25 protein-coding genes are annotated in these 24,081 nt (G+C 41.2%); 18 read left to right on the forward strand and 7 right to left on the reverse strand.

Going from position 1 to position 24,081, the window contains the following annotated elements; genetic code table 11:
- Nucleotides 1-28: 28 nt before the first annotated feature.
- A complete protein-coding gene (locus tag M3204_RS06770; RefSeq protein WP_251480015.1) occupies nt 29-586 on the forward strand; it encodes a hypothetical protein in 558 nt (185 codons plus the stop codon).
- Nucleotides 587-659: 73 nt separating this feature from the next.
- Here M3204_RS06770 and M3204_RS06775 read toward each other — a convergent pair whose 3' ends face one another.
- Nucleotides 660-1,946: an NCS2 family permease gene (locus tag M3204_RS06775; RefSeq protein WP_251480017.1), complete on the reverse strand. Its 1,287-nt coding sequence runs from the start codon at nt 1,944-1,946 to the stop codon at nt 660-662.
- A gap of 136 nt (nt 1,947-2,082) precedes the next feature.
- Here M3204_RS06775 and M3204_RS06780 point away from each other — a divergent pair, with 136 nt between their 5' ends.
- Both M3204_RS06780 and M3204_RS06785 read left to right on the forward strand, forming a co-directional pair.
- The gene (locus tag M3204_RS06780; RefSeq protein WP_251480020.1) at nt 2,083-2,976 is read left to right on the forward strand and encodes a LysR family transcriptional regulator; all 894 of its coding nucleotides are present in this window, start codon (nt 2,083-2,085) and stop codon (nt 2,974-2,976) included.
- Between the two features lie 64 nt (nt 2,977-3,040).
- Complete coding sequence (locus tag M3204_RS06785; RefSeq protein WP_251480023.1) at nt 3,041-3,577, forward strand: DUF3231 family protein; 537 nt, start codon at nt 3,041-3,043, stop codon at nt 3,575-3,577.
- Nucleotides 3,578-3,601: 24 nt separating this feature from the next.
- Here M3204_RS06785 and M3204_RS06790 read toward each other — a convergent pair whose 3' ends face one another.
- On the reverse strand, nt 3,602-4,633 hold the full coding sequence (locus M3204_RS06790) for an NAD-dependent epimerase/dehydratase family protein (RefSeq protein ID WP_251480026.1): 1,032 nt from the start codon (nt 4,631-4,633) through the stop codon (nt 3,602-3,604).
- Nucleotides 4,634-4,960: 327 nt separating this feature from the next.
- On the opposite strand from M3204_RS06790, the gene mtnA reads away from it, so the two are divergent.
- From mtnA to M3204_RS06830, 8 genes are all read left to right on the forward strand, one after another.
- On the forward strand, nt 4,961-6,010 hold the full coding sequence (gene mtnA, locus M3204_RS06795; RefSeq protein WP_251480030.1) for an S-methyl-5-thioribose-1-phosphate isomerase: 1,050 nt from the start codon (nt 4,961-4,963) through the stop codon (nt 6,008-6,010).
- Nucleotides 6,011-6,166: 156 nt separating this feature from the next.
- Nucleotides 6,167-6,688 carry a peroxiredoxin family protein gene (locus M3204_RS06800; RefSeq protein ID WP_251480033.1) on the forward strand — a complete coding sequence of 174 codons (522 nt, stop codon included), beginning with the start codon at nt 6,167-6,169 and terminating at the stop codon, nt 6,686-6,688.
- Between the two features lie 222 nt (nt 6,689-6,910).
- On the forward strand, nt 6,911-7,042 hold the full coding sequence (locus M3204_RS06805) for an FbpB family small basic protein (RefSeq protein ID WP_251480036.1): 132 nt from the start codon (nt 6,911-6,913) through the stop codon (nt 7,040-7,042).
- Between the two features lie 70 nt (nt 7,043-7,112).
- Nucleotides 7,113-7,256: an acid-soluble spore protein N gene (locus tag M3204_RS06810; RefSeq protein WP_079509087.1), complete on the forward strand. Its 144-nt coding sequence runs from the start codon at nt 7,113-7,115 to the stop codon at nt 7,254-7,256.
- Nucleotides 7,257-7,445: 189 nt separating this feature from the next.
- The gene (gene tlp / locus M3204_RS06815; protein WP_251480039.1) at nt 7,446-7,667 is read left to right on the forward strand and encodes a small acid-soluble spore protein Tlp; all 222 of its coding nucleotides are present in this window, start codon (nt 7,446-7,448) and stop codon (nt 7,665-7,667) included.
- 99 nt (nt 7,668-7,766) lie between these two features.
- Nucleotides 7,767-10,091 (forward strand): AAA family ATPase, encoded by a 2,325-nt coding sequence (locus M3204_RS06820; RefSeq protein ID WP_435371089.1) that lies wholly within the window; start codon nt 7,767-7,769, stop codon nt 10,089-10,091.
- 2 nt (nt 10,092-10,093) lie between these two features.
- The gene (locus M3204_RS06825; RefSeq protein WP_251480046.1) at nt 10,094-10,537 is read left to right on the forward strand and encodes an acyl-CoA thioesterase; all 444 of its coding nucleotides are present in this window, start codon (nt 10,094-10,096) and stop codon (nt 10,535-10,537) included.
- On the forward strand, nt 10,538-10,831 hold the full coding sequence (locus M3204_RS06830; RefSeq protein WP_251480049.1) for a hypothetical protein: 294 nt from the start codon (nt 10,538-10,540) through the stop codon (nt 10,829-10,831).
- 335 nt (nt 10,832-11,166) lie between these two features.
- Here M3204_RS06830 and M3204_RS06835 read toward each other — a convergent pair whose 3' ends face one another.
- The 4 genes from M3204_RS06835 to M3204_RS06850 form a co-directional block, all read right to left on the reverse strand.
- A complete protein-coding gene (locus M3204_RS06835) occupies nt 11,167-11,460 on the reverse strand; it encodes a HesB/YadR/YfhF family protein (protein ID WP_251480052.1) in 294 nt (97 codons plus the stop codon).
- Nucleotides 11,461-11,559: 99 nt separating this feature from the next.
- Nucleotides 11,560-12,729: a CapA family protein gene (locus M3204_RS06840; protein ID WP_251480054.1), complete on the reverse strand. Its 1,170-nt coding sequence runs from the start codon at nt 12,727-12,729 to the stop codon at nt 11,560-11,562.
- 566 nt (nt 12,730-13,295) lie between these two features.
- Nucleotides 13,296-13,484 (reverse strand): hypothetical protein, encoded by a 189-nt coding sequence (locus M3204_RS06845; protein WP_251480057.1) that lies wholly within the window; start codon nt 13,482-13,484, stop codon nt 13,296-13,298.
- A gap of 133 nt (nt 13,485-13,617) precedes the next feature.
- Nucleotides 13,618-14,604, reverse strand: a complete 987-nt coding sequence (locus M3204_RS06850) for a sensor histidine kinase (RefSeq protein ID WP_251480060.1) — start codon at nt 14,602-14,604, stop codon at nt 13,618-13,620.
- 239 nt (nt 14,605-14,843) lie between these two features.
- Here M3204_RS06850 and M3204_RS06855 point away from each other — a divergent pair, with 239 nt between their 5' ends.
- A complete protein-coding gene (locus tag M3204_RS06855; protein WP_251480062.1) occupies nt 14,844-15,683 on the forward strand; it encodes an STAS domain-containing protein in 840 nt (279 codons plus the stop codon).
- A 36-nt stretch (nt 15,684-15,719) separates the two neighbouring features.
- Here the strand turns inward: M3204_RS06855 and plsY are convergent, their stop codons facing one another.
- On the reverse strand, nt 15,720-16,304 hold the full coding sequence (gene plsY, locus M3204_RS06860) for a glycerol-3-phosphate 1-O-acyltransferase PlsY (RefSeq protein ID WP_251480065.1): 585 nt from the start codon (nt 16,302-16,304) through the stop codon (nt 15,720-15,722).
- A 239-nt stretch (nt 16,305-16,543) separates the two neighbouring features.
- Here plsY and M3204_RS06865 point away from each other — a divergent pair, with 239 nt between their 5' ends.
- The 6 genes from M3204_RS06865 to M3204_RS06890 all read left to right on the forward strand — a co-directional run bounded on the left by M3204_RS06865 (nt 16,544) and on the right by M3204_RS06890 (nt 23,940).
- Nucleotides 16,544-17,980 (forward strand): phospholipase D family protein, encoded by a 1,437-nt coding sequence (locus M3204_RS06865; RefSeq protein WP_251480067.1) that lies wholly within the window; start codon nt 16,544-16,546, stop codon nt 17,978-17,980.
- Nucleotides 17,981-18,235: 255 nt separating this feature from the next.
- Nucleotides 18,236-19,537 carry a purine/pyrimidine permease gene (locus M3204_RS06870; protein WP_251480070.1) on the forward strand — a complete coding sequence of 434 codons (1,302 nt, stop codon included), beginning with the start codon at nt 18,236-18,238 and terminating at the stop codon, nt 19,535-19,537.
- A 113-nt stretch (nt 19,538-19,650) separates the two neighbouring features.
- Nucleotides 19,651-20,064: a CoA-binding protein gene (locus M3204_RS06875; protein ID WP_251480073.1), complete on the forward strand. Its 414-nt coding sequence runs from the start codon at nt 19,651-19,653 to the stop codon at nt 20,062-20,064.
- 100 nt (nt 20,065-20,164) lie between these two features.
- Nucleotides 20,165-21,310: a sugar diacid recognition domain-containing protein gene (locus M3204_RS06880; protein ID WP_251480077.1), complete on the forward strand. Its 1,146-nt coding sequence runs from the start codon at nt 20,165-20,167 to the stop codon at nt 21,308-21,310.
- Nucleotides 21,311-21,443: 133 nt separating this feature from the next.
- Entirely contained in the window at nt 21,444-22,712 is a 1,269-nt protein-coding gene (locus M3204_RS06885) for a GntP family permease (protein WP_251480078.1), read from the forward strand.
- Between the two features lie 91 nt (nt 22,713-22,803).
- Complete coding sequence (locus M3204_RS06890; protein ID WP_251480081.1) at nt 22,804-23,940, forward strand: glycerate kinase; 1,137 nt, start codon at nt 22,804-22,806, stop codon at nt 23,938-23,940.
- Nucleotides 23,941-24,081: the final 141 nt, after the last annotated feature.

The raw sequence follows: 24,081 nt of genomic DNA on the forward strand, positions 1-24,081 counted from the left end.
GATAGATGGAACGTAAGGAGTGAACTCTATGAGCCTTATATCAATAGTCGCTAGAGAGGATTTTATTTCGGTAGTTACGGACATCGGGAATCATAAGTTTATGGAGGAAAATGTAAGATTAAAAGAACTCATCCCTGATACGGCCTTTATTGCTTTTTCCGGTGATGAGGAATATGCAACTATGGCAGCCGCAGCTGCTGTCACGCTTGTAAAGCAAGGTTTTTCCCTGAGAGAAATCGCTGAATCCATCCAATCGGCCTTTAACAATGAGAGGTTCACATATGAGGTGAGCGGTCTTGTCTTTGAAGCAGTATTGGCTGGCTATTCTCTATATGGTGAAGCACAATATCACGTCATATCAAACTTTAAACCACTAGAATCATATTATCCGGGTGAAGGGGAGAGCCTTTATTATGCAAATGGGCTCGAACCGATGCTGGTCCTGGAAAAATCATTAAAAATGCATGGCATGGGAACAATCAGCCAGGCGCAAGCAGCCCAATTCCACTTACTTCATGAGGCAGCAAAATCAATTCCTAATGTAAACAATCAGGCTTCTACTTATGTACTTAAAAAAGCAAATTAAAACAGCCTTGGAGACCAAGGCTGTTTTATATTTTTCTATGAATTTCATTTCAATTAATGGCGATTTGCTTAAGTTAAAGCGCATACTGCAATACAAAATTGCCAAGGAAAAGCAATGCAATCATATAAAGAGCGGGCTGTATTTCGCGTCCTTTTCCCATCAACAGTTTCATCAGCGGGTAGAGGATAAAGCCTATTGCCATGCCATCGGCAATACTGTATGTTAACGGAATGAGCACGATGATCAAAAGTGCAGGAAAGCTTTCCAGTAGATCGTCAAGCTTGATATGAGTGATGTTTTGAAGCATCAATACACCAATCAGAATCAATACTGGTGATACAGCACTTTCCGGAACCATCTTAATCACAGGGATCAGAACAATGGAAGCAAGGAATAGAACTCCGGTTACAATGCTTGTCAATCCTGTCCTGCCGCCAGCGGCAATGCCTGCTGCACTTTCGACGGAAGCGACAGTCGGACTCGTGCCGAAAATTCCTGCAGTTGTAACGGAAATCGCGTTAGCCTGCAGAGCTTTCTTGTTTTTTTGAGTCTGGTTAAGCATCTTTGTATGTCCGTGAATCAAACCAATGTTCTCGAATATAACAACCATCGCAAGTGAAAAAGCAGTCAGCCAGAATACGAAATTACCTGCTTGGGCAAAAGACATCTGCCCGAACACAAAACTGTATTCCGTAATTGAAGGCATGCTCCAGGACTTAACGGCACCCTCAAAATCTCCAAAAAGAATCGATAGAACAGAAGTAAATACGATGCTCAACAGCAGATTACCAGGAACATTTCGCAGGAACAATACTACAGTAACAATTAAACCGATTAATGTTATAAGTGCAGTAGAACTGCTCAAATCTCCAATCGCTAACAAAGTATGTTCTGAGCTTGTGATTATTCCACTGTTATCAAATCCAATCAGGATCAACAGAATTCCAATTCCGACCGTGATTGCTTCCTTCAATGAATCAGGAATTGAAGCAATGATTGTTTTTGCCAGCGGAGTAAAAGCTAAAACCATAAATAGGATACCTGAAACAAATACCATCGCCAGAGCTTCCTGCCAGGCAAAACCGCCAGACTGCACAATTGTATATGTAAACATTGCGTTCAGTCCCATGCCTGGTATCACGAGAATTGGTGTATTGCTCCAAAATCCCATCAGCAGGCAGCCTGCAAAGACAGTGAGGATTGTGGCTATAATACCGGCTTCTAGCGGAATTCCAGCAGCAGACAGGATCGTAGCATTTACGATGATGATATAGACGACCGTAATATAAGAAATCAGTCCGGCTGACAATTCTCTTCCAATTGTCGTGTTGTGTGCTTTAAGTTGAAATAATTTATCCATGTTTTTCTCCTCTCTCTATTACAGATAAATTTTTTCCGTTTTCAAACGAATGAAATTATCGTACCATAGACTTCTACCATATTTAAAATATATAATTAATATACATATCATACTTTTTACATATAGAGAGGTACTTATGGATATAAGACAAATGAGATATTTCATTGCGATCGCCGAGGAAAAAAATATTACTGCTGCCGCTAACAAACTCCATATGTCACAGCCTCCGTTGAGTCTTCAGTTAAAACAGATGGAGGAAGAGCTAGGTGTGATGCTAGTAGAACGCCATGGAAAGAAGCTTGAATTGACGGATAAAGGGGAGGTGCTTTACAGACATGCTCTGAACATTGTCCATTCGTTCGAGGAAGTGAAAAATGAGCTTCAAGAAACGGATGAAGGGAGGAAGGGAAGCTTATCTATCGGGATCAACACCTTGTCTGTGCCGGAAATTCCTGAATGGCTAGATACATTTCATTCGGCTTTTCCACTGGTTTATTTGAGAGTTGTCCAGAATGATTCCGCATATTTAGCTGAACTAGTTAAAAACCGTGCAATAGAGCTGGCACTGATCAGGCTGCCGCTGCCGAACCACGAATTAAACTATCTTCATTTATATAATGAACCTTTCTTATTCGTCTGCAGAACCAAAGGAAAGAATGATATTACAATTGAAGAAATCAGCAGTCATCCATTAATCCTGCCAAGTACGGAGGGACTTGGAAGCTTTAATATCATCCACGAGGCTTTTTCCAAAGCCCAGCTTCCCCTACATGTTGTTTGTGAATGCTCGGATATGAAGGTGCTAATGGAGTTGGTTTCTTCAGGAATAGGTACAACCATTGTTCCAAAATCCGTTTTTCAGACATACGGCCACTCCAGCCTCTACGCAAGGGAGATCACAGATTCGATACTTAAATCATCTCTAGGTCTTATATGGCTGAAGCAGCATTATTTATCCAGACCCGCAAGGAATTTTATAGAATTGGTAAAGGCTCGGCTTGAGTTGGATGAAGATTCTAGTCATAAATGAATAAAAAGGTACATAACTCCCTAAAATAAGTGCAAATAACCTAGTGGAATGGGATGTGCCTGCATTGAATTTATTTGAAGTAATGAAAGATGCATTTGGACCTTTTATGGATGGAGAGAAAAAGCCGCTGCACGTTGGAGAGGTCATGAATCTGTGGTTTTACCTCCATGGCACGGAACAAACACTCCGCTATGATCAGCACGCATACAATTTGGCTCAGGATAAGGAACTTAAAGAGAAGATTGCAGATATAATTGAAAATGTCCATCGACCTATGATCAATGAACTTACTCAATTTTTTAAGGACGAAGGCATACCTTTACCAGATGTCGGGGCAGAGAAGATTGTTGGTGAGTATCAGGCGCTTCCCGAAGGGGCAAGAATGAATGACGAGGAAATAGCCAACCTGATTGCTTATAATCTTGTAGTGGGAATTACGTCAGCCTCAAGGGGTATCACTGAATCAGTAAGATCAGATGTAGGGTATATGTTTGTTAAGTATCAAATGATGAAAATCACTTTTTCATTAACCTTTAAAGCACTTATGCAAGAAAGAGGCTGGCTGAGGGTGCCACCTTACTATATAAGTGGAAAACAGTAAAAAACAGCACTGAGATGCTGTTTTTTACTGTGACAATATATCCAGGAGATCTTTTTCCCGGTCCGCTGTTATTCCTGCTTTCATGGTTTTCCCCGAAGCTGATTGCGAGTTTAGCCATTCAAGAACTTCATGGAGTGTATCGTCAAGCGGCCGGAAAGTTAGCCCTGATTCCAGAGCTTTATCTATATTTATGTGGAAAGCCCCAGCCCATGGCTCTTCATGTTCTGCACCCAAAGGTGTTTTTTCTGGTAACCATAATGGCATTTCTGTCCAAGGTGCCACATTGTTTCCAAGCAGAAACTCTTCCCCAGCCCAAACAAATTCAGCGTCGCTAGCTGTTACTACCTTGCATTTATGAAAGAGTTCTTGAAGTAAGATTGGTTTCCCAGTCGCATTATATGTACCAGCCTTTTTTTCATCCATCATTTTAAGCATCCATATTGATAGGTCTTTAACATCAATTAACTGGACGGATGAGCTTTCTGGATTTCCAGGCACCAGCACTTTGCCGCCGCGGGCAATTCTGTCTAACCAGTAAGGAAGCCGATCTGTATAGTCATTCTCACCGATCAGCTGGCCTGCACGAATATTCAAGACCCTTCCCGGCATGTGTTTTTCCGCTTCCAATTCAGACAACGACTTGAATTGCCCGTAATATTCAAGGAAGGAACCAGATAAATCTTTCGTAAGTTCATCTGCTTCTTCAATTGGCATCGATTGAATATTATAGTCTTCTTTTATTCCTTTTGGAATCCAATCTTTATATACTGATATACTTGAAACAAATGCATAGAAGTCAGTTTGCTCTTTCAATAATGTTGTTAAATTGCGAACAGAACGAGGCACTAAACCTGATGTATCGAGCACTGCATCCCATCGGCGACCTTTAAGCTGTTCCAGGTTTCCATTACGGTCGCCAGTAAGGATCTCAACATCGCGCAGTACGATGTTATTGTTCCCGCGATTAAAAACAGTTATTTCATGACCTCTTTTTTGAGCTTCCTCAATAAATGCCTTGCCGAGAAAACGACTCCCACCTATTACTAGAATTTTCATGGCTTTCCCCCTTAACAAAATTGTTACGGTCTTTTTGACTATTTCACACTAAAGCGAAAATCAACAAGCTAGTATGATACTGCCTTGTAGAAAAGCTAGCTTACTCGAAGTTAAACAAGAAAAAGCATTATACGAATTAAAATTATTCGTGAAAAAAGCCTTTAATAATAAGATAACACATTGTAAGATTATTTAGATAATTTAATTTTAGACTCAATTTTTAAAAACCTTATAATAGCTAGTCTGTTTTAACTTTGCTCAATCTCAGATAATTGATAAAATGATACTTAGTTCAGAATTGTCTTTTAAGGACGTAGGGGGATCAACATGGAAGAAACGTACTTGCAGTCTGTAAGATATGATGGTGAAACGCTTTATATTCTTGATCAAACAAAATTGCCTCAGTTAACAGAATTCCTGGAGTTAACTGATATCGAAGAAGTATGGGATGCGATTAAACAGCTGAAAGTCAGGGGAGCACCCGCAATCGGCATAGCCGCTGCTTACGGATTGGTGCTTGGTATTAAAGAAGCACCTGAGAAGGACTTTGAGAGTTTTTATGAATTCTTTAAAAAACAGTCTGATTATCTCGCTGCTTCAAGACCTACTGCAGTAAACCTTTTTTGGGCTCTTAAAAGGATGGACACGCGCGCAAAACAAGAGAGCAGCAAGCCAGTAACTGAAATTAAGATGTTATTGGCAGAAGAGGCTCATTTAATCCGACAGGAAGACGAAAATGTGTGCAGCTCGATCGGTGAAAATGCCCTGACTTTATTTAAAGATGGCATGACCGTTTTGACTCATTGCAACGCAGGCGGTATTGCCACAGCAAGATATGGTACTGCTCTTGCGCCATTCTACCTGGCCAAGGAACGTGGAATGGACATCAAGGTTTATGCTGACGAAACCCGTCCATTGCTCCAGGGCGCTCGCCTTACAGCATGGGAACTGATGCAGGCTGGTATTGATGTCACACTTATTACTGACAGCATGGCAGCGATGGTGATGCAAAAAGGAATGGTACAAGCAGTGATCGTTGGCTGTGACAGAGTAGCCGCCAATGGAGATGTAGCTAATAAAATAGGTACTTATGGTGTTGCTTTGCTCGCAAAAGCACATAACATTCCATTCTATGTTGCTGCGCCGCTTTCAACCATCGACTTGGAAACAGAGACAGGTGAGGGTATTCCTATCGAGGAGCGGGCAGCTGAAGAAATTACCGCTGGCTTCGGTAAATCAACAGCTCCGGAAGGCGTGAAAGTATTCAATCCGGCTTTCGATGTAACACCGCACCATTTAATCACTGCAATTATTACGGAAAAAGGGATTATGCACGGGAACTACATTGAAGAACTTCCACGTTTATTTGAAAACTGAACATTTTAAAATGCCGGGCACCAAACCCGGCATTTTTTATTTTGTCTTTTAAAATTCACACAATCCTCGAAATTATTACCGTTATCACTTTAATTATCTAGATATACTTGGGATAAACTACATGTGAATTCATCCTATATAAAGGAGTTATATCTCATGATCAAAAAGGCTATTGGCGCAGGGATCCTCGCCGGGTTGGTGTTATTCGCCATTTTTCAGCATTTTAATAAGGTGGAAGAACCTGAAGCGATCGAAGCATCACAAGCGGCAACCGGCATAGATGCGGGCATGCTGGCCCCGGATTTCACAATAAAAAATCTGGATGGCAAGGAAGTCAGTCTGAAGGATTACAGAGGAAAAAAAGTCATGTTGAACTTTTGGGCGACATGGTGTCCCCCTTGCAAAGAGGAAATGCCAGCAATGGAAAAAATATATGAGGAAAAATCATCAGAGTTTGAAATCCTGGCCGTGAATCTTGATCCGCAAAACAACGTGGCCGGCTTTGTTAACGATAATAAATTAACATTCCCTGTTTTGCTTGACCAAAATGGACAAACACAGCAAACCTACGCCATTATATCTATTCCTACCACTTTCATTATTGATGAAAATGGAATAATCTTAAAAAAACAAATCGGATCTTTGACTTATAAGCAAATGCAGGAACTTCTCAAATGAGCATCAGTCATACTGATGCTTTTTTTATTTTGCAAACCTCATTTAGGAATAATAATTGAATCGCTCATCCGCTCCAGCATACTCTTGGTAAAAATTGCTTAGCAAATTCACTAAAAAGGAGGGTAAGAATAAAATACGATTAAATTTTCAAAAAGTTGTAATAATTGCAACCGTTTCCGGACATAATAACTGTTACAATACTGATAAAGGATGGTGAACACGATGAGAAAACCTAGGAAGCGTTCTTTTCAAGAGCTTGTTATGGAAAATAAACGTCAACTTCTGAATGACCGTGATGCCCTCGAAAAAATCGAGGCTAGATTAGAACAAAAGCGCATGGGAAAAGCAGAGTAACTATCATACATTACCATAAATGAATTCCTCTTCTTTAGGCAAAACTTTAATTAAAGAGGAGGGGATATTCATGAGCAATCCAAAAAAGGACAGCAAGCATTATGTTCCAAGCCACCTTGGTACGCAGCCGCGTGGATTTAGCGGAAACAAAGGAAAGAAGATGAACGATAAATCAGGTGAGCATGCCCAGGTGATTCAGACAAAAGGTGAATAAATAAATGGATTATGCCTGCCAAATCAATGGCAGGTTTTATTTTTTAGACTCTTTTCGTAAATTTTGGTTCTCAAACTACCACGGCGCTGGACCTTTCCATTTTATTTCTCTATCCACTGTTTTACACTAATAAACAAGCTAAACGGTCGCATACTATTGATGTACTTTTTAAAAGGAGGTACTTTTGATATGGCGAACCATACACCAAAGCCAGACGATCGAAGCGATAACGTGGAAAAGCTGCAATCCATGATCCACCATACGATTGAGAATATGGAGGATGCTGAAGCTGCAATGGTCAACTCCAGCCCTGAAGATCAGGCAAGAATTGAGGCTAAAAATGAGCGCCGCCGCGAAAGCATCGATGCATTCAGAGCGGAAATCAAGGACGAAGCTCATAATCAGCAGTAGGAAAGTTAAAAGGACCCGCCGACAAAAGGCGGGTCTTTTTCCGTTTGCAGGATATTGTGATAATATACAAAATGTATACTAAAAAAAGAAGTGATAATGATGCGTGAACAAAAGAAGCAATTCCCACTAGATGAACAATTGGTTCTTTGGGAAAAAGAAATAGATCAAAATGGATATATCCGCAATGAAGCAGGATTGATTACAGCGATCAAGATGCTGACTAATGGCCATGATGAAATTAGCTTTTCAAAGGTTCTTACTTTGGCAGCCCAATCGAGAGCAAAAAGGAGCGGATATGACTCCCTGGTGCTTCAATGGCTGCAAAAAGCGATTGAACATGATCCAACAAACTTGAAAGCTAAAAAATTGCTGGCTCGTAACCAATGGACCAACAAAGGGCATATTTTTGACCAGCTTATCTTTCCAAGAATCAGGGAAACCGATAACCGGGCCTTGAAAAAGAAGACTGCAGAGCAATATATCGAAATTTCTCAGCAATTCTTAGCTTTTGCCGAGGAACAGCTTGACGAGTTTAAAAAACAGGAAGTTGAAAGCGATTCTGAACTGCAAGAAAAGTTCCTAATTTTTACAGATGTCTTAGAAAAAGCAATTGAAGAGACTGCCGCGCTCTTAAAAGCGACGGAGCTGTATGAAGAATCGGTTACAGGTGTTTTCCATACTGCCGTCCATTATGAGGAGATTAAAACAAGAGTAAATAATCTCGATAAGCTGAAGGAACTTTGGGAAGCTCAGTTTTCAAACGACACGCACGATGAGTTTCCATTCAGCAGCGACCCGCTTGCGGAACTCAACAATATGGTAGGTCTTGAAACGGTAAAGGAAAGAGTAAACGATTTTTATCGTTTTTTAAAATACCAGCAGAAACGTAAAGAGCTTGGCCTGTTAACGAAGGATGATCAAAGCCTTAATATGGTCCTTACAGGGAATCCAGGAACAGGCAAAACATCCTTGGCCCGTCTGCTTGCAAAAATCTTTCACCAGCTTGGTGTATTGCCTCGGGAAGAAGTCATTGAAGCAGACCGGTCAAAGCTTGTGGGGGCATATGTAGGACAAACAGAAGAGAACGTGCGCAAGGTCGTAGAACAGGCACTCGGAGGAGTCTTATTCATCGATGAAGCTTACAGTTTGAAGCGAGAAGGCCAGACTGGAAATGACTATGGCCAGACAGCGATTGACACCCTTGTGTCTTTGATGACAGGAAAGGAATACGGTGGAAAATTCGCAGTCATCCTCGCAGGATATCCTGAAGAAATGCGTCAGTTTTTAGATGCTAATCCCGGATTAAGATCCCGTTTCCCGCAATCGAACTTTATTTACCTTCCAGACTATACAAATGATGAATTAATGCAGATTGCAGAGCAGGCAGCTATGGACAATGATTTCGCCATTACCGAAGAAGCTAAGGCCGAGCTGAAAGACCGGATTGAGAAGGAACGAGTGGATGACACCTTCGGGAACGCCAGAACCGTCCGCAACCTGGTGCTTGAAGCGATTTTCAAAAAAGGCGCAAGGCCAGTTGATGGGGATGATTTTTCCCTTTATACACTTTTGGAAAAAGAGGACTTTGAATCATCTTCTGTATCAACTTCAGAAAAGCCTCTCGAAAAACTTAATTCTCTTGTCGGTCTGGAGACCGTTAAATCTGAAGTTACCACACTCATCTCTTTTGTAAGGATGCAGCAGCTGAGAAAGGAGAAGGGCCTTCCAGCTGTTCCGGTGCAGCTTCATTCTGTATTCACAGGGAATCCTGGAACAGGAAAGACGACTGTTGCGAAAATATATGCAGAGCTCCTTAAAGAATGTGGAATGCTTAAGAGGGGACATCTGATCGTGAGCAGCCGTGCCGATTTCGTTGCTGGCTATGTAGGGCAGACAGCGATTAAAACGAAGAAGAAAATTCGAGAAGCGCTTGGCGGAGTATTGTTCATTGACGAGGCTTATTCACTGCTGGGCCAGACATCTGGCGATTTTGGAAAAGAGGTAATTGACACACTTGTTGACGAGATGACCAGGCATAATGAAAATCTTGTCGTGATTCTTGCCGGCTATCCCGCTGAAATGGACATGCTACTTGAAAGCAATCCCGGGCTTCGGTCACGGTTTAAGAAATTTTTTCATTTCCCTGATTATACAACTGAAGAACTGCTAGTCATCATCAAGAATTACGCTGGAAAGTATCATTATAAAATGACTGAAAAGACAGGATCATTTTTAGCTGAAGTGCTTTCTGAAACTGATATAAAGGGGAATGGCAGGTTTGGAACGAATTTAGTTGATGAAGCGGTCCAATCGCAGGCTTTCAGGCTAATGGGAATCGAAAACGTCGTAGATTTTGATGAGGATGTTTTATACTTGGAGAAAAGTGATTTTGAAGCAGCATTAAATAAGATAAAAGGGGAATAAGGATGCAAATTTCAACTAAGGAAATCGAGGTACGATATGCAGAGACAGACCAGATGGGCGTCGTATACCATGCTAATTACTTGGTATGGATGGAGCTTGGCAGAACACAGCTGATCAAGGATCTTGGTTTTAATTATGCTGAAATGGAAAGGGACGGAATTATCTCTCCAGTAATCGATATCCAGGCTTCATACAAAAAACCATTAAGATATGGTGAGACGGCAACAATTAACACATGGGTAGAGCAATATGACGGATTCCGTGTTGAATATAAGTATGAGGTGTTAAATGGGGCAGGGGAACTCGCATTAACAGGAAGCTCTAAACATGTGTGTGTAAAAAGGGAGAATTTTCGCCCTATCTCACTAAAGAGGTCCTATCCAGACTGGCATGAAGCATACCTACAGGCAATGAAACAGCCGGTAGATGAAGGGGAGAAGGTCTGATTGGCTTTCGGAATCAAGCGGAGCGCACTAAACGAATGGAAGGCGAAAATCCAGGGAGGGGAAATCGCTTTTCTGACACATTACTGGATTGATGACCGTTTCCCTGGCTGTAATACAGTAACCAAAGCAGGCTGCAAGGACCTGGAAAAATTAGCTGCCTGGGGAATGAATTATGGCTTGAAACCTGAATGGATCGACAAGAGGAAAAAGGATTATCCACATTTTGATCTGTTTGGTCCTAAGCAGGCAGAAGTTTTGAAACAAGAAGGAATTGAAAATCCACTTTTAAAGTAAGAATAAAAAGCGCAAGCGCCTCGTTCAGTCCCGACAAGCGCTGGAGGGCCGACCGGTGAAGTCGTTCTTTGACTTCATTGGGCGGACCGAAATCGAAAAGTATAGGCGACTGTCCAACTCCGACAAGCGCTGGAGGGCCTGACAGTGAAGTCGTTCTTTGACTTCATTGGCAGGACCGAAGCGTCTCGAGGAGTTAGGAGCCGCAGCTAGACAAGCGACTCGAGGGGCTAGGCGCTGGAGCTGGATTAAGAATACTACATGTAGTTATACACAGCTAAATAATTTAATAATTTCCAAAAGAACAATAAAATAAGGCAGGCGCATGAGCGTCTGCCTTATTTTTTCTCAAATTTAAATTCTGGCTCCTGGCCAACAGCATGAAAGTCGACGATTAAGTCATGTCCGTCAAAATACCAGATATCTTTTTCTTCAATATAATAAGTCACGCCATTCTTTTCTGTTTTAACCCCGATATGATCTGGTTCATCCTTGGAGACACCTAATGAAAAACCTTTCTGGACTGTACTGAAACCACCATACCGCACAAAGAAACGCAAATAACTTCCTTTGGATAGGTCCATTTCATTTTCATACCAGGCTGCAGCATCATCATTAATTGTTATTTTCATATTGTTCTCCTTCCATTGCCGATAGACAGATTATAACATAAGCAATGCCTGGTCCCATCACTATACGATTTTGTCAGGATGGGCCAGGCACATTCATTGTTATTTTTTTATAAATTGGGTCATATGATTCATGATTTCATTATATTTACTTTCAGCACCTGCAAGACCGTATTTACCGGCTTCTTTCAGAGGCACTACACGATAGTTGGCTTGCCTGCTGCTGGAGACAAAAGTAGGCATGAACTCAGGATTCGACAGTGTCATTTCCGTTCCTTCAGGTGTAATCTCCTTAGTGATCTCAACTGTGGCAAGACCGCCAATATCTTTATAGTCCCACATTTGACCCGATAGGAAATTTCCAAGAGAGTATACTACCAATGCTTTTCTCCCGTCTGCCGCTGTCAGCCAATCCATAGGCTGCAGGACATGAGGATGATGTCCAAATATGATATCCACACCCTCGTTTACAAGGAATTGGGCCAGATCCTTCTGTTCATCGGTCGGGAACCGCTGATATTCATTACCCCAATGTATGCTCATGACAACGACATCAGACTGCTCTTTTGCACGGTTGATTTCAGCCTTCATCAATTCCCGGTCGATCAGATTTACCAGATGGTCCTTGCCGATTGGGACGGGAATCCCGTTCGTTCCATATGTGTAGGATAGATAAGAAACATTGATACCTTTATTATTTAAAACACGTAATTTCTGCTGGTCATCGGAATCTCTAAAAGATCCGACATAAGGAAGGCCTGCTGCTTCCATATTGCTGATTGATGCCATAACACCTTTTTCAGATTTATCTAGTGAATGATTGTTAGCATTTGAGACTATATCTACTCCAGCATCAATTAAAGCGTCGCCGACCTCGACAGGGCTGTTGAACATTGGGTAGCTTGATAAACCAATTTCAACTCCGCCAAGAAGGGTTTCCTGATTGGCCAGCAATAGGTCAGGCTCGATCAAATAGTCTTTAACATTGCTGAGCATAGGCTTAAAATCGTAGCTAGGGTTTTTAAAGGCATCTTCATATACGGTATCATGGATGAGGATATCTCCAATGGCACCTAATTTAATCTTTTCTATATAACTCTTTCCTGAAACATCGATGCTTCTTTCATGATGGGCTTTCTGGCTTTTTAGTGTCACGTTGGGTTCTTTTGCCTGAGCTTCATGATACATTTGAAACATCAAGGCGGAAACAATCATCCCTAGTCCCAAGAAGACGGACAACCCATAACCAACTTTTTTCTTCTTTTTTCTCATAGTAATCTCCCCGTTAAATAATGAGGCATTTTTATTTTTAAGCCTCTAAGGATAATATATTATAAGTATGATGATAAATGTATAAATTTCAGGAGTATTTTCTCTTTTTTGTCATAATTCGATTTTTTTCTCGTTGCAAATGTAATAGAAACGATGAGGGGTGGGGTAATTTTGTTTAGCATTACTGAAAGTGCTCAAAGGATTTTACAAAGTGCTATCAAAAATGAAAGTAGTGATGACGAAAAATTGTATGTACGTCTTACCATGGGGATTGGTTGAGGAGGACCTCAGCTGCGTGTTGCTCTGGAGGAGCGACCTTTAACGAACGATCAGGTTTTCACGTTTGATGAGGTTTCGGTGTTGATCCACGAACGTGATCATGTTTATTTCAATCAGACAAAGCTCGATTATATAAGGATGTATTTGGAATGGGGAAGTTCAAATTGCTAAAAGTGTAATGCTCAGTTCTGTGCAATGAGCTTAGTAAAAACTATTAAATGAAAAAAAAATGCGGATAGATAAGCTATCCGCATTTTTGTAATGGTCATTAGCTAAGGGAATAAAGCTTACCAATCAGTTTTTTCAAGAAAGTCCAACAGTTCATCCAAGTTTTTAATTTTAATCACAGAATGTTCCTTATTGCTCAAATCCGGTAATTCGTCAAGGAGTTCTATAACAAAATCATCTGGCGACATTACATCAGCAGTAGAAGTCGTGAATATAAAATTATCCGTTGACTTAAGTACTTCTTCCATTTCATCCGCCTTCTTTCAAATAGTTCTTACTATATTTTAGCAATCAAACTGAAGACATTTCCGTGACCTATTTGACAAATTTCCGACTTATAGCGCGACATGAGGAAGAAGGGAAATGGCAACCTAATACTTATTATATAACTGGTAGCGTGAAAGAGAATGTAGTGATTCCGCCTTCAGTATCTACACGAATGCTTCCGCCATGATCCTCAATTATTTGCTTGCAAATAACGAGTCCAATCCCAGTGCCCGTTTCTTTGGTTGTATAAAATGGGGTGAACATTTTTTTCATTGAAAATTCATCAATACCGACCCCATTATCGGTAACGCTGATTTGTGCATAACCACTTTGTTCCTGGACAGCCACAGTAATAACACCTTTCTTTTCCATGTTTCCTTCAACCGCTTCCAGTGCATTCTTCATTAAATTTATGAGGACTTGCTTTATTTGGTTTTCTTCTGCCAGCACATACAGAACTTTTTCTGGGACGCTTAGCTTCAACTCTATATCTTTAAGCAATGCCTCACTGCTTATCAGCTTTAACATACTTTTAACCAAACTATTAAATGGCAGGTTCCTCTTACCTGAGAAGCCAGGTTTTAATACTGACAGGAATTCACTTAGCAAACCATTGGCACGATTGATTTCATCCAGTGCGACATCAGCTAATTCCTGTTTGCCTGTTGACTGCAAATCTGGCTGCAATAGCTGGATAAATCCTTTTATTGTGGTCAGTGGATTCCTGATTTCATGAGCTAGTCCTGCAGCTAATTGGCTGGCGGAAGAAGCCTGATAATTGCCAGCGGCAGAATCTATAAGTTTTTGCAGATGGGTTAATGATTGCTCCTTATGGAGGATTTCTTGATTTAGTCTGGCGCATTCTTTTTCTAACTCACTCTTTTTTGCATTAAGCATTGCTAATTCGTTGTTACCCTGCTGGACTTGCTTAGATGTAATGCTTGCATGCTGATCGTGGGAAAAGCTATATAGAGCTCCCATACAGGAAATCTTAGAGTAGGTAACGGACCCTGATGGTGGAAGGAGTTCTTTTAAGGTTGTGTTCTTAATAACTGTCTTGGTCTTATAGGGTAAAAAATTCAGGTAATACGTTTCTCTCAAGTCAATCCCTTCTTTTCTTTAAAATACTTGGTTTTTCTTTGTTTGAACCAAAACGGAATAGGGTATTTTTATCAGGAATTGTCATTTATATATGTGGGCATCCTAATTTCGATTTCTTTCGAATTTATATGACATTATCATTTGAATTATACCAGCAAATTCAACATTTTTCTTATAAAGAACAAAAAAATATTTTAAAAAGAACAAAATGCAAAGATTATCAACAAAGGGGTTACAGGATGAATCAATCAAATCTATTGTTTAGGGAATTCCTATCTGAAGAAGATGACATATTAACCAACAACATTTTAAGGTCAATTAATCAAATCCAGCCAGAAGCTTTTATTAAACTTACCAATCAAACGAAACCTCATAATTATATAGAGCAGATAAAGCAGCTTATTCATCTGCTAGGAAAATATGCAGCTGGTGAAAGTACGGATTCTGAAATCGAACTATGGGGAAAACAAGTGAGTGAGGATAAAGTACGTCTGGGTCTGTCTCTTTATGAATCACTTCAACACTTTACAATCATACGCGATGTTATGTGGGGGGCATTGGAGGACTTAGCAAAAAAACATGGAAATCTCTCCGCAGAACAAACTTTGACTTTTGGGAAAATCATCAATAAATTCACGGATAGATTAGTATTAATCTTCACCAATTCTTATACAGGTCTAACGAATAAGCGACTCCGTGCACAGCAGGAGGTTATTGATGAACTAAGCACACCAGTGATATCAATAGTAGATGGTGTAGCTGTTCTGCCGATTATAGGCGATATCGACACGCACAGGGCAAGAATCTTGATGGAGCACACGCTTCGAGAAACAAACAGGCAGGAAGTGGATTGCCTAATCATGGATTTTTCGGGTGTATTCATCGTCGATACAATGGTTGCTCAGGAGCTTTTTAAGATCATAGACAGCCTCAAGCTAACAGGAGTCGATGTCAACTTAACCGGATTGAGGCCGGAACTGGCTCATTCAGTGGTAACACTGGGAATCAATTTTGACAATGTTAAGATGTATAATAATCTTGGGCAGGCGCTCAAGGCATTCGGCATCGTCCGTAACTAAAAAACCGGCAAACTTATAAAGTTTGCCGGTTTTACTCTATAACCACTTAATTTTCGGTTCTGTTTTATTACGAATTCTAGCAATATTTGCACGGTGCCTGTAGATGACGAAACTTGCCAATACTGCCACAATCGCAATCAATGGACCGTCGCCGGTAAAAAGTGCATAAACAAATGTAGCGATTGAAGTTAGAATGGATGATAATGAAACATATTTTGTTATGTACAGGCTTAAGAAGAAGAAAACAAGCATGAACAAAAATAAAACAGGAACATATGCCAGCAAAATCCCCCCGGAAGTAGCAACCGCTTTTCCGCCCCTGAATCCAGCGAAGACAGGGTACATATGGCCGATTACCGCAAAAACACCCACCGCTAACATGTGAAGATCAGAGTTGAAAATCAACGGCAAACTTGCCGCTAGTGTACCTTTAAGCACGTCTGCGATACTGACAGCCAAACCTGCTTTTACCCCAAGTGTCCGGAATGTGTTTGTTCCTCCTAAATTTCCGCTTCCATGTTCACGTATGTCTTTCCCAAAGAATACCTTCCCTACGATTAAGCCAGAAGGTATTGATCCTAGCAAATAAGCTAAAACAATAATAATTGCGTTTAATGCCATGAATTATTCTCCTTTAAAGATTTTACGGTTCTTTTATTTTACCATGTTCTATTAAAAACTCCATGCAAATCTTAAACAATGATGGTTTTCACATTTATTTGGTTTTTGATAGGTTCTTTTTGTACACTATTTTGCTTTTACAACCAAAAGCAGACAAATTCCGCGGCATTTGCTAGCTGAGTTTATAACTCGCTTAATTAGTGAATAAGGATAATATTAAAACTAAGGGGTCCGATCATATGAGGATGGCTAAGGATTTATTTAGAAATAAAAAGTTTTTAATTGCGCTCTTCCTAGCATTGGTCGTCGGTTCGACTATCTATTATCATACGCACAAAGACCTGCCAGAGGGTTTGTCCTACGAAGGTAATGTCCATAAAGTCAAGGATGTCCGCTTTTTATATGATCTAACCTATACAGCAGATGATGGTGAGAAAAAATTCGATCATAGAATATTTAAAACGGTCTTAAAAAGAATAGAGGAAGCCGAAGAATTCATAGTTCTGGATATGTTTTTATTTAATGATTATTACAAAAAAGATATGGGCTACCCTGAAATAAGCGGGACGATAAGCGAAAAACTCATTGCCCAAAAAAAGAAGCACAAGGACCTTAAAGTAGTGTTCATTACCGATGAAATAAACCTTACGTACGGATCACATAAATCTGGCATGCTGAAAGAATTGAGAGACAATGGAATCGAAGTCATTTTCACCAATCTCGATCCACTAAGAGATTCAAATCCTATATATACAGGAGTTTGGCGGGTTTTCTTCCAATGGTTCGGCCAATCTGGAGAAGGCTGGATACCAAATCCGATGGCAAAAAACGCGCCTGATGTAACATTGCGTTCATATCTCGAGCTTTTAAACCTGAAAGCCAACCATCGTAAAGTCTTTGTGACTGAAAAAACAGCCATTGTTGCATCTGCAAATCCGCATGATGCAAGCGGTTTTCACTCAAACATAGCTTTCGAAACAAGCGGAAATGTCATTGGAGACATTCTGGAAGCTGAGCAGGCAGTGTCCAATTTCTCAGGCGGAGGAAAACTTCCTGAGTATACTCCTGTAGAAGAAACAGGACCCATACAGGTACAAGTCCTGACAGAAGGCAAGATTTTCGAGCATCTCCTCAAGGAACTGCAGAAAACCGAAAAAGGAGATAAAATCTGGATTGGCATGTTCTATCTCGCGGAACGGAATGTAATCGACGAAATCGACAAAGCTGCCAACCGAGGCGCCAAAATATATATCATTCTTGATCCAAATAAAAATGCCTTTGGCAATCAGAAATCAGGGCTGCCAAACATCCCTGTAACAGCCGAAATCAAGAAGCTCGGCAGCGAAAATATAAAAATGAAATGGTACAATGCAGGTGAGGAGCAATATCATACAAAGATGATTTACTTTGACCGCGGCAATGAAGGAATGATTCTTGGAGGCTCGGCCAATTTTACCAGTCGGAACCTCGATGACTTAAATCTGGAAACAAATATTAAGATAGCGGCACCTTCCGACAGCTCGGTTGTCAAAGATGTTGATCAATATTTCAATAGACTTTGGAATAATGAAGAAGGAAGATTCACTCTTAATTATGAAGATATCGATGACAAGATGACTCCATTTAAGTATATGATCTACTGGATTCAAAAAATCCTTCGATTTACAAGTTATTGAAGCAAGGCTCCCAAACAGGGAGTCTTTTTCAATGTGATTAAGTTATAAGAGCTCTTTGGTTTTCAAGTTAAACAAAAAATCCTTCTCATTTCCAATTTCATTCAGTACGATAGTTATTAAGGGGGAAGAATTGATGACTAATATAAAGAGAGAATTAATTTTAAAATTTTCCCCTTGATCATTCTCTCTTTGTTTTTGAACATCACCTACGAAAAAGCAGTTGCAAAAAAATAATTAAAAATGGAGTTTTTCAGGATGAGAATTGGCCTTTCTGCCATACAGTGGATGGCATTCATTATCGCTGGCTCAATCGTTGCCCCGATTGCTATCGCGGATTTATACCAATTGAGCCCGGCGGAAACAACAGGGTTAGTACAGCGGACAATGTTCGTGCTGGGCCTGTCAAGCCTGCTCCAGGCTGTGATTGGGCATAGAATGCCAATCAATGAGGGACCAGCAGGCCTCTGGTGGGGTGTATTCACTATATATGCCGGGCTAAGCACTGCATTGTTTTCATCAAAAATTGAAACCCTGCAGGCACTTGAAGGAGCCATGGTCATTAGCGGTATTGTTTTCTTGCTGTTAAGTTTGCTGAAGCTGATTGAAAAACTGGCTCAGCTGTTTACCCCAGTGGTCAGCGGGATTTATTTGCTGTTACTTGTAATCCAGTTAAGCGGTTCTTTTCTGAATGGCATGATGGGATTAAGCGGCGATAAAAGTAAAGCGGAACTTTCAATCGCCTTTTTCAGCTTCTTAATGGTATTGATAACTTTCTATCTATCAAGACACCGAATCAACTGGGTCCGCCAGTATTCCATCCTTATGAGTTTAGCAGCTGGCTGGATGCTTTTTTCATTATTTAATCTGGGAGAAGCATTTCATCCTTATCAAGGCCCCGCATTCGCTCTTCCTGAGTTGTTCTCATTTGGCAAACCTATATTTGACTCAGGAATGATGGTTACTTCTGTTTTTATCACATTCCTTTTGATTACCAATATGCTAGCAAGCATCCGGGTTACTGGACAGGTTCTGAAAGAAAAGGGCAGTGTGGAAGGTGAGTTCCGCTATCGCGGGAGCGGTTTTACAGCTGGCATAAATCAGATTCTTGCAGGTATTTTTTCTGCAATAGGATCTGTTCCAATCTCAGGAGCGGCAGGTTTCATCGCCACGACCGGGATCACGAGATTGCTTCCGTTCATCATCAGCTCACTGTTGATCATTTTCACAAGCCTGCTCCCTGGGGTCATGTCTTTTTTCGCTTCGCTCCCAGCGCCAGTAGGGTATTCAGTTACTTTTGTCATTTTTGCCAATATGATTGGGATTGCTTTTTCCGAATTTGATCGTGAGCCTGAAAAAAACAGGACAAGAATAGTCATCGGAATCTCACTGCTAGCTGGAGTAGGTGCAATGTTCGTTCCTGGAGAAGCATTCACCGGCATTTCACCTGCACTTATTTCCATTCTTAATAATGGCTTGATCCTCGGTACTTTGATTGCAGTCTTAACAGACCAACTTACACAAGCAAAAATGAGACAGAAGATTACAGAAAAAAGATGACAATATCATCATTCTGCAATGATAGCTGAATCATTAAGTATTATTGTGTGACTCATGTAACAGCCTAAGGTTACAATTAAATGGAGATATTATATTCAAAGGAGTGAGTGACAATGGCAATTGAGAATCCCAGTCGTGAAGAAATCGGCAAAATCTTAAAAAAGGCAAGAAAGATAGCTGTGGTTGGTTTGAGTGATAATCCCGAGCGTACATCTTACATGGTTTCACAGGCGATGCAGGCTGCAGGCTATGATATCATCCCGGTCAACCCGGCTGCTGATGAAGTGCTAGGTGTAAAAGCAGTTAAGTCTTTAAAAGAGATTGAAGGACACATAGATATTGTCAATGTCTTTCGCCGCTCTGAATTTCTTATGGAAGTGGCAAAGGAATTCGCGGAAATTGACGCTGACGTCTTTTGGGCACAGCTCGGCCTTGAAAACGAAGAAGCCTATAATTTCCTTAACGAAAAAGGCTATACAGTAATCATGGACAGGTGCATAAAAGTTGAACATGCAATGACGAAATAATTTTAAGGCGTGAGGACTTCGTTCTCACGCTTCTCTTGTTTAAAGCAAATATCAGCCATAATGGTTAAATATATAACGTCTTGCAAGGATGGGGTTTACGATGGAGTTTTTGAACAAGCAGCTGGCCCAGGAGATTGTTGATCGGACGATGGGAATCATCGGCAGAAATATCAACGTAATGGATAACCGCGGAGTGATTATCGGATCGGGCGACCAAAATCGCATTGATGATGTCCATGAAGGGGCAGTTATCGTGATTGAGCGCGGATCAGGTTTTGAAATCACGGAAAAGGAGGCGGAAAAGCTTCAAGGCGTAAGAGCAGGAATCAATCTTCCCATCACATTTGATGGAAATATCGCTGGCGTTATTGGAATCACAGGGGCTCCTGATGAGATCAGAAGTTACGGGGAACTCGTCAGAATGGCTGCCGAGCTCAGTCTCCAGCAGGCTGTGTTGATCAATGAAATCCAGTGGGACGACAGGCTCAAGGAAGAGCTCGTCAGCCAAATTATTCATTATGAGGGTAAGCTTGATCCTCTTTTCCTGGAAAGATCGCTGCGCCTCGGAATCGACCTTGAATTGCCAAGGGTTGCGATTGTTCTCTTGACAACTGACCGTAAGAAATCATTTTCTTATTTAAAAAACCGACTTGAAAAGGAGGATCTCTTATTAATGCAGCATGACCGGATTGTCATTTTAAAAAAGGTCAATGCGACGGGTAAAGACCCCTTGATTTCAAATTACCTTTTGAAAACTGCAGAAGGTTGGGTTAACGGTATAAAAAAGACCGTAAATATGAATGTTAAAATCGCGATCGGCCAATATCATGAAGGTCTCTCAGGACTCGCAAAGTCTTACCAAGAGGCTGCAAATACACTAAAAGCTGGAGTGAAGTTAGCGCCTGAAAATCAGATTTTCATTTATGAGGATTATTATCTGCCTGTTTTCCTGATGACTGCCTTAGAATCCGGTTTAACAGAAGGATTACCACCCTATTATCTCGTTCTGAGTCATAAGGACCCAAAAGGAGAGCTTACCGAAACGTTAAAAGCGATCATTACAACAAATGGAGACATGAACGGCGCGGCTCAAAATCTTTACATCCACCGGAATACTCTTCGCTATCGCCTGGATAAAATCGCCGAAATCACAGGAAAAGATCCGCGAAAAATGACCGACTTGCTCCATCTCTATTTGTCTTATTTAAACGATGTTATCTCTCAGATTGCCGGTTTTAAAAGGTAGCAGGCAGAATGTCATTGTGCATATGCACAAAAGACCTGTACTATTACAGGTCTTTTTTTGATGATTTGAATAATGAAACCCATTGCGATAGCGCTTACAATTGAGGTACAAATTGTTCGAAGGAGGAATAACCGTGGATATTCAAGTAAGCGCTTTCGGTGCCTTAGTAGCACTTGTAGTTGCAATTTTTCTCATTTTAAAAAAGGTGTCTCCAGCTTACGGTATGATCGCAGGGGCTCTCATTGGCGGATTAGCTGGTGGAGTGGATGTCACAAATACAGTGACTTTGATGATGGAAGGTGCAAAAGGCATTATTCCAGCAGTATTGAGGATCCTGGCTGCAGGTGTGCTAGCGGGTGTGCTGATTGAATCAGGTGCAGCAGCTGTTATCGCAGAAACGATCGTCAAAAAAGTAGGTGAGACACGTGCCTTGCTCGCATTGGCAATCGCGACGATGATCCTTACTATGGTTGGTGTCTTCATTGATGTAGCTGTTATCACTGTAGCACCAATTGCATTGGCAATCGCAAACAGAGCTGGAATTTCAAAGACAGCCATCTTGTTTGCGATGATTGGCGGCGGCAAGGCTGGCAATATTATGTCACCAAATCCAAATGCTATCGCTGCTGCAGATGCATTTCAAATCCCTTTGACTTCGGTTATGGCTGCTGGAATCATTCCAGCCATTTTTGGACTTGCAGTAACCTATATTTTAGCTAAAAAGCTCGTTAAAAAAGGATCAAACGTTACGGCCCAGGAAAGTGAAACGAAAATTAACGGCAAGCTTCCGCTAATTTTACCGGCCATCGTTGCACCATTAGTGACGATTATTCTTCTTGCTCTTCGTCCATTATTTGATATTAATATCGACCCAATGATCGCATTGCCAGCAGGTGGTATTGCCGGAGCACTGGCCATGGGACGTATCAAACAGATCAACGACTATGCAGTATCGGGACTTGGGAAAATGTCTGGAGTAGCTATCATGCTTCTTGGAACAGGAACACTTGCAGGAATCATCGCTAACTCAGGTCTGAAGGATGTACTTATTAACAGCTTAGAGGCATTAGGACTTCCTGCATTTGTTCTTGCTCCTGTATCAGGAATCTTCATGTCAGCTGCAACCGCATCAACAACAGCAGGTACTGCGGTTGCTTCTCAAGTATTCGGTTCAACGATTCTTGAAATGGGTGTTACAGCACTGGCAGGTGCCGCAATGGTTCACGCTGGCGCAACAGTGCTTGACCATCTTCCGCACGGAAGCTTCTTCCACGCTACAGGCGGAAGTGTAAATATGGAAATCAAAGAGCGTTTAAAATTAATTCCTTATGAAACAGCAGTCGGTTTAACACTTGCAGTCATTTCTACATTAATCTTTGGTATCTTTAAGTTCTTCGGTTAAACGTTTTCCCTGACGGTCTGGATTAAAAAAATCCGGACCGTTCATATAAGCAGAAATTAAATGAATTATCAACGAAAGGAGAAACGAGTCCATGAAAATAGTTATAGCACCTGATTCTTTCAAAGAAAGCCTCACTGCAATGGAGGCAGCACTAGCGATCGAGAACGGCATGCAAAAAATGCTCCCAGAAGCAGAATTCGTCAAAGTTCCGATGGCAGATGGAGGAGAAGGCACGGTTCAATCACTTGTCGATGCAACAGGCGGACAAATCATTCCCAAAAAAGTCACAGGACCGCTTGGTGAACCTGTTAAAGCGTTCTTCGGAATATCTGGAGATGAAAAGACAGCAGTCATTGAAATGGCTGCAGCTTCAGGCTTGCATCTTGTCCCGTCTGAAAAAAGGAATCCCTTAATTACTACCACCAGAGGAACAGGTGAATTGATTGCTGCTGCCCTTGATCATGGTGTAGAACACATCATCATAGGAATCGGCGGTAGTGCTACCAATGATGGCGGTTCCGGCATGGCCAAATCACTCGGCATTAAGCTGCTTGATGCAGCTGGTAATGAAATAGGCGAAGGCGGTAGTGCACTCGGAGCTATCGCTGCAATCGATATGTCCCACGCTGATCAACGTCTGTCTTCGGTAAAAATAGAAGTGGCATGTGATGTTGATAACCCGCTTACAGGGCCAAAAGGGGCATCTGCCATTTTCGGGCCGCAAAAAGGAGCATCACCAGAAATGGTGAAGGTCTTAGACGATAACCTTCACCATTTTGCCGATATCATCCGCAGGGATCTTGGCAAGGATATTGAACACCTTTCAGGGGCGGGTGCAGCTGGCGGCCTTGGTGGCGGATTGCTGGCATTCTTGTCAGCCGAGTTAAAAAGAGGCGTAGATATCGTACTGGAGGCGACAATGCTGGAGGAACACCTTGCTGATGCAGATTTTGTCATTACTGGTGAAGGGAAGATTGATGGACAGACGATATTTGGCAAAACGCCGATTGGTGTCGCTAAAACAGCCAAAAAGCACAATGTCTCAGTAATTGCTATTGCAGGGAATGTTGCGCAAGACAGCGACATTGTCCACGAGCATGGTATTGACGCAGTATTCAGTATCGTACCTGGAGTCATACCATTATCGGAAGCATTTGAACATGCAAGTGAATATGTTGAAAGGCTTTCCGCCAATATAGCTTCAATAATCAAACTAAGCAGGGTATAACCCAAAAAAAGCCGCGATCTGTATATACAGGATCGCGGCTTTTATTTTTCATCGATATTCAAATGATATAAATAGGTTCAGACAAAATAAAAAACACCTTAAAAGGTGATTTTAGTGAAAATGTATTTGTATTATAAATAT

This window comes from Mesobacillus subterraneus (assembly GCF_023715485.1).
Taxonomy (GTDB): Bacteria; Bacillota; Bacilli; order Bacillales; family Cytobacillaceae; genus Mesobacillus; species Mesobacillus subterraneus_B.

What these genes read in the sequence shown, in the direction of transcription:
- M3204_RS06810 (WP_079509087.1), top strand. Translation starts at nt 7,113, where the DNA reads ATGAGCAATCCAAAAAAGGACAGCAAGCATTATGTTCCAAGCCACCTT.
- M3204_RS06840 (WP_251480054.1), bottom strand. Translation starts at nt 12,729, where the DNA reads ATGAGAAAAAAGAAGAAAAAAGTTGGTTATGGGTTGTCCGTCTTCTTG.
- M3204_RS06825 (WP_251480046.1), top strand. Translation starts at nt 10,094, where the DNA reads ATGCAAATTTCAACTAAGGAAATCGAGGTACGATATGCAGAGACAGAC.
- M3204_RS06870 (WP_251480070.1), top strand. Translation starts at nt 18,236, where the DNA reads ATGAGAATTGGCCTTTCTGCCATACAGTGGATGGCATTCATTATCGCT.
- M3204_RS06775 (WP_251480017.1), bottom strand. Translation starts at nt 1,946, where the DNA reads ATGGATAAATTATTTCAACTTAAAGCACACAACACGACAATTGGAAGA.
- M3204_RS06790 (WP_251480026.1), bottom strand. Translation starts at nt 4,633, where the DNA reads ATGAAAATTCTAGTAATAGGTGGGAGTCGTTTTCTCGGCAAGGCATTT.
- M3204_RS06855 (WP_251480062.1), top strand. Translation starts at nt 14,844, where the DNA reads ATGAATCAATCAAATCTATTGTTTAGGGAATTCCTATCTGAAGAAGAT.
- M3204_RS06800 (WP_251480033.1), top strand. Translation starts at nt 6,167, where the DNA reads ATGATCAAAAAGGCTATTGGCGCAGGGATCCTCGCCGGGTTGGTGTTA.
- M3204_RS06875 (WP_251480073.1), top strand. Translation starts at nt 19,651, where the DNA reads ATGGCAATTGAGAATCCCAGTCGTGAAGAAATCGGCAAAATCTTAAAA.
- M3204_RS06820 (WP_435371089.1), top strand. Translation starts at nt 7,767, where the DNA reads ATGCGTGAACAAAAGAAGCAATTCCCACTAGATGAACAATTGGTTCTT.
- M3204_RS06865 (WP_251480067.1), top strand. Translation starts at nt 16,544, where the DNA reads ATGAGGATGGCTAAGGATTTATTTAGAAATAAAAAGTTTTTAATTGCG.
- M3204_RS06835 (WP_251480052.1), bottom strand. Translation starts at nt 11,460, where the DNA reads ATGAAAATAACAATTAATGATGATGCTGCAGCCTGGTATGAAAATGAA.
- M3204_RS06805 (WP_251480036.1), top strand. Translation starts at nt 6,911, where the DNA reads ATGAGAAAACCTAGGAAGCGTTCTTTTCAAGAGCTTGTTATGGAAAAT.
- M3204_RS06770 (WP_251480015.1), top strand. Translation starts at nt 29, where the DNA reads ATGAGCCTTATATCAATAGTCGCTAGAGAGGATTTTATTTCGGTAGTT.
- M3204_RS06845 (WP_251480057.1), bottom strand. Translation starts at nt 13,484, where the DNA reads ATGGAAGAAGTACTTAAGTCAACGGATAATTTTATATTCACGACTTCT.
- tlp (WP_251480039.1), top strand. Translation starts at nt 7,446, where the DNA reads ATGGCGAACCATACACCAAAGCCAGACGATCGAAGCGATAACGTGGAA.
- M3204_RS06890 (WP_251480081.1), top strand. Translation starts at nt 22,804, where the DNA reads ATGAAAATAGTTATAGCACCTGATTCTTTCAAAGAAAGCCTCACTGCA.
- M3204_RS06880 (WP_251480077.1), top strand. Translation starts at nt 20,165, where the DNA reads ATGGAGTTTTTGAACAAGCAGCTGGCCCAGGAGATTGTTGATCGGACG.
- M3204_RS06780 (WP_251480020.1), top strand. Translation starts at nt 2,083, where the DNA reads ATGGATATAAGACAAATGAGATATTTCATTGCGATCGCCGAGGAAAAA.
- plsY (WP_251480065.1), bottom strand. Translation starts at nt 16,304, where the DNA reads ATGGCATTAAACGCAATTATTATTGTTTTAGCTTATTTGCTAGGATCA.
- mtnA (WP_251480030.1), top strand. Translation starts at nt 4,961, where the DNA reads ATGGAAGAAACGTACTTGCAGTCTGTAAGATATGATGGTGAAACGCTT.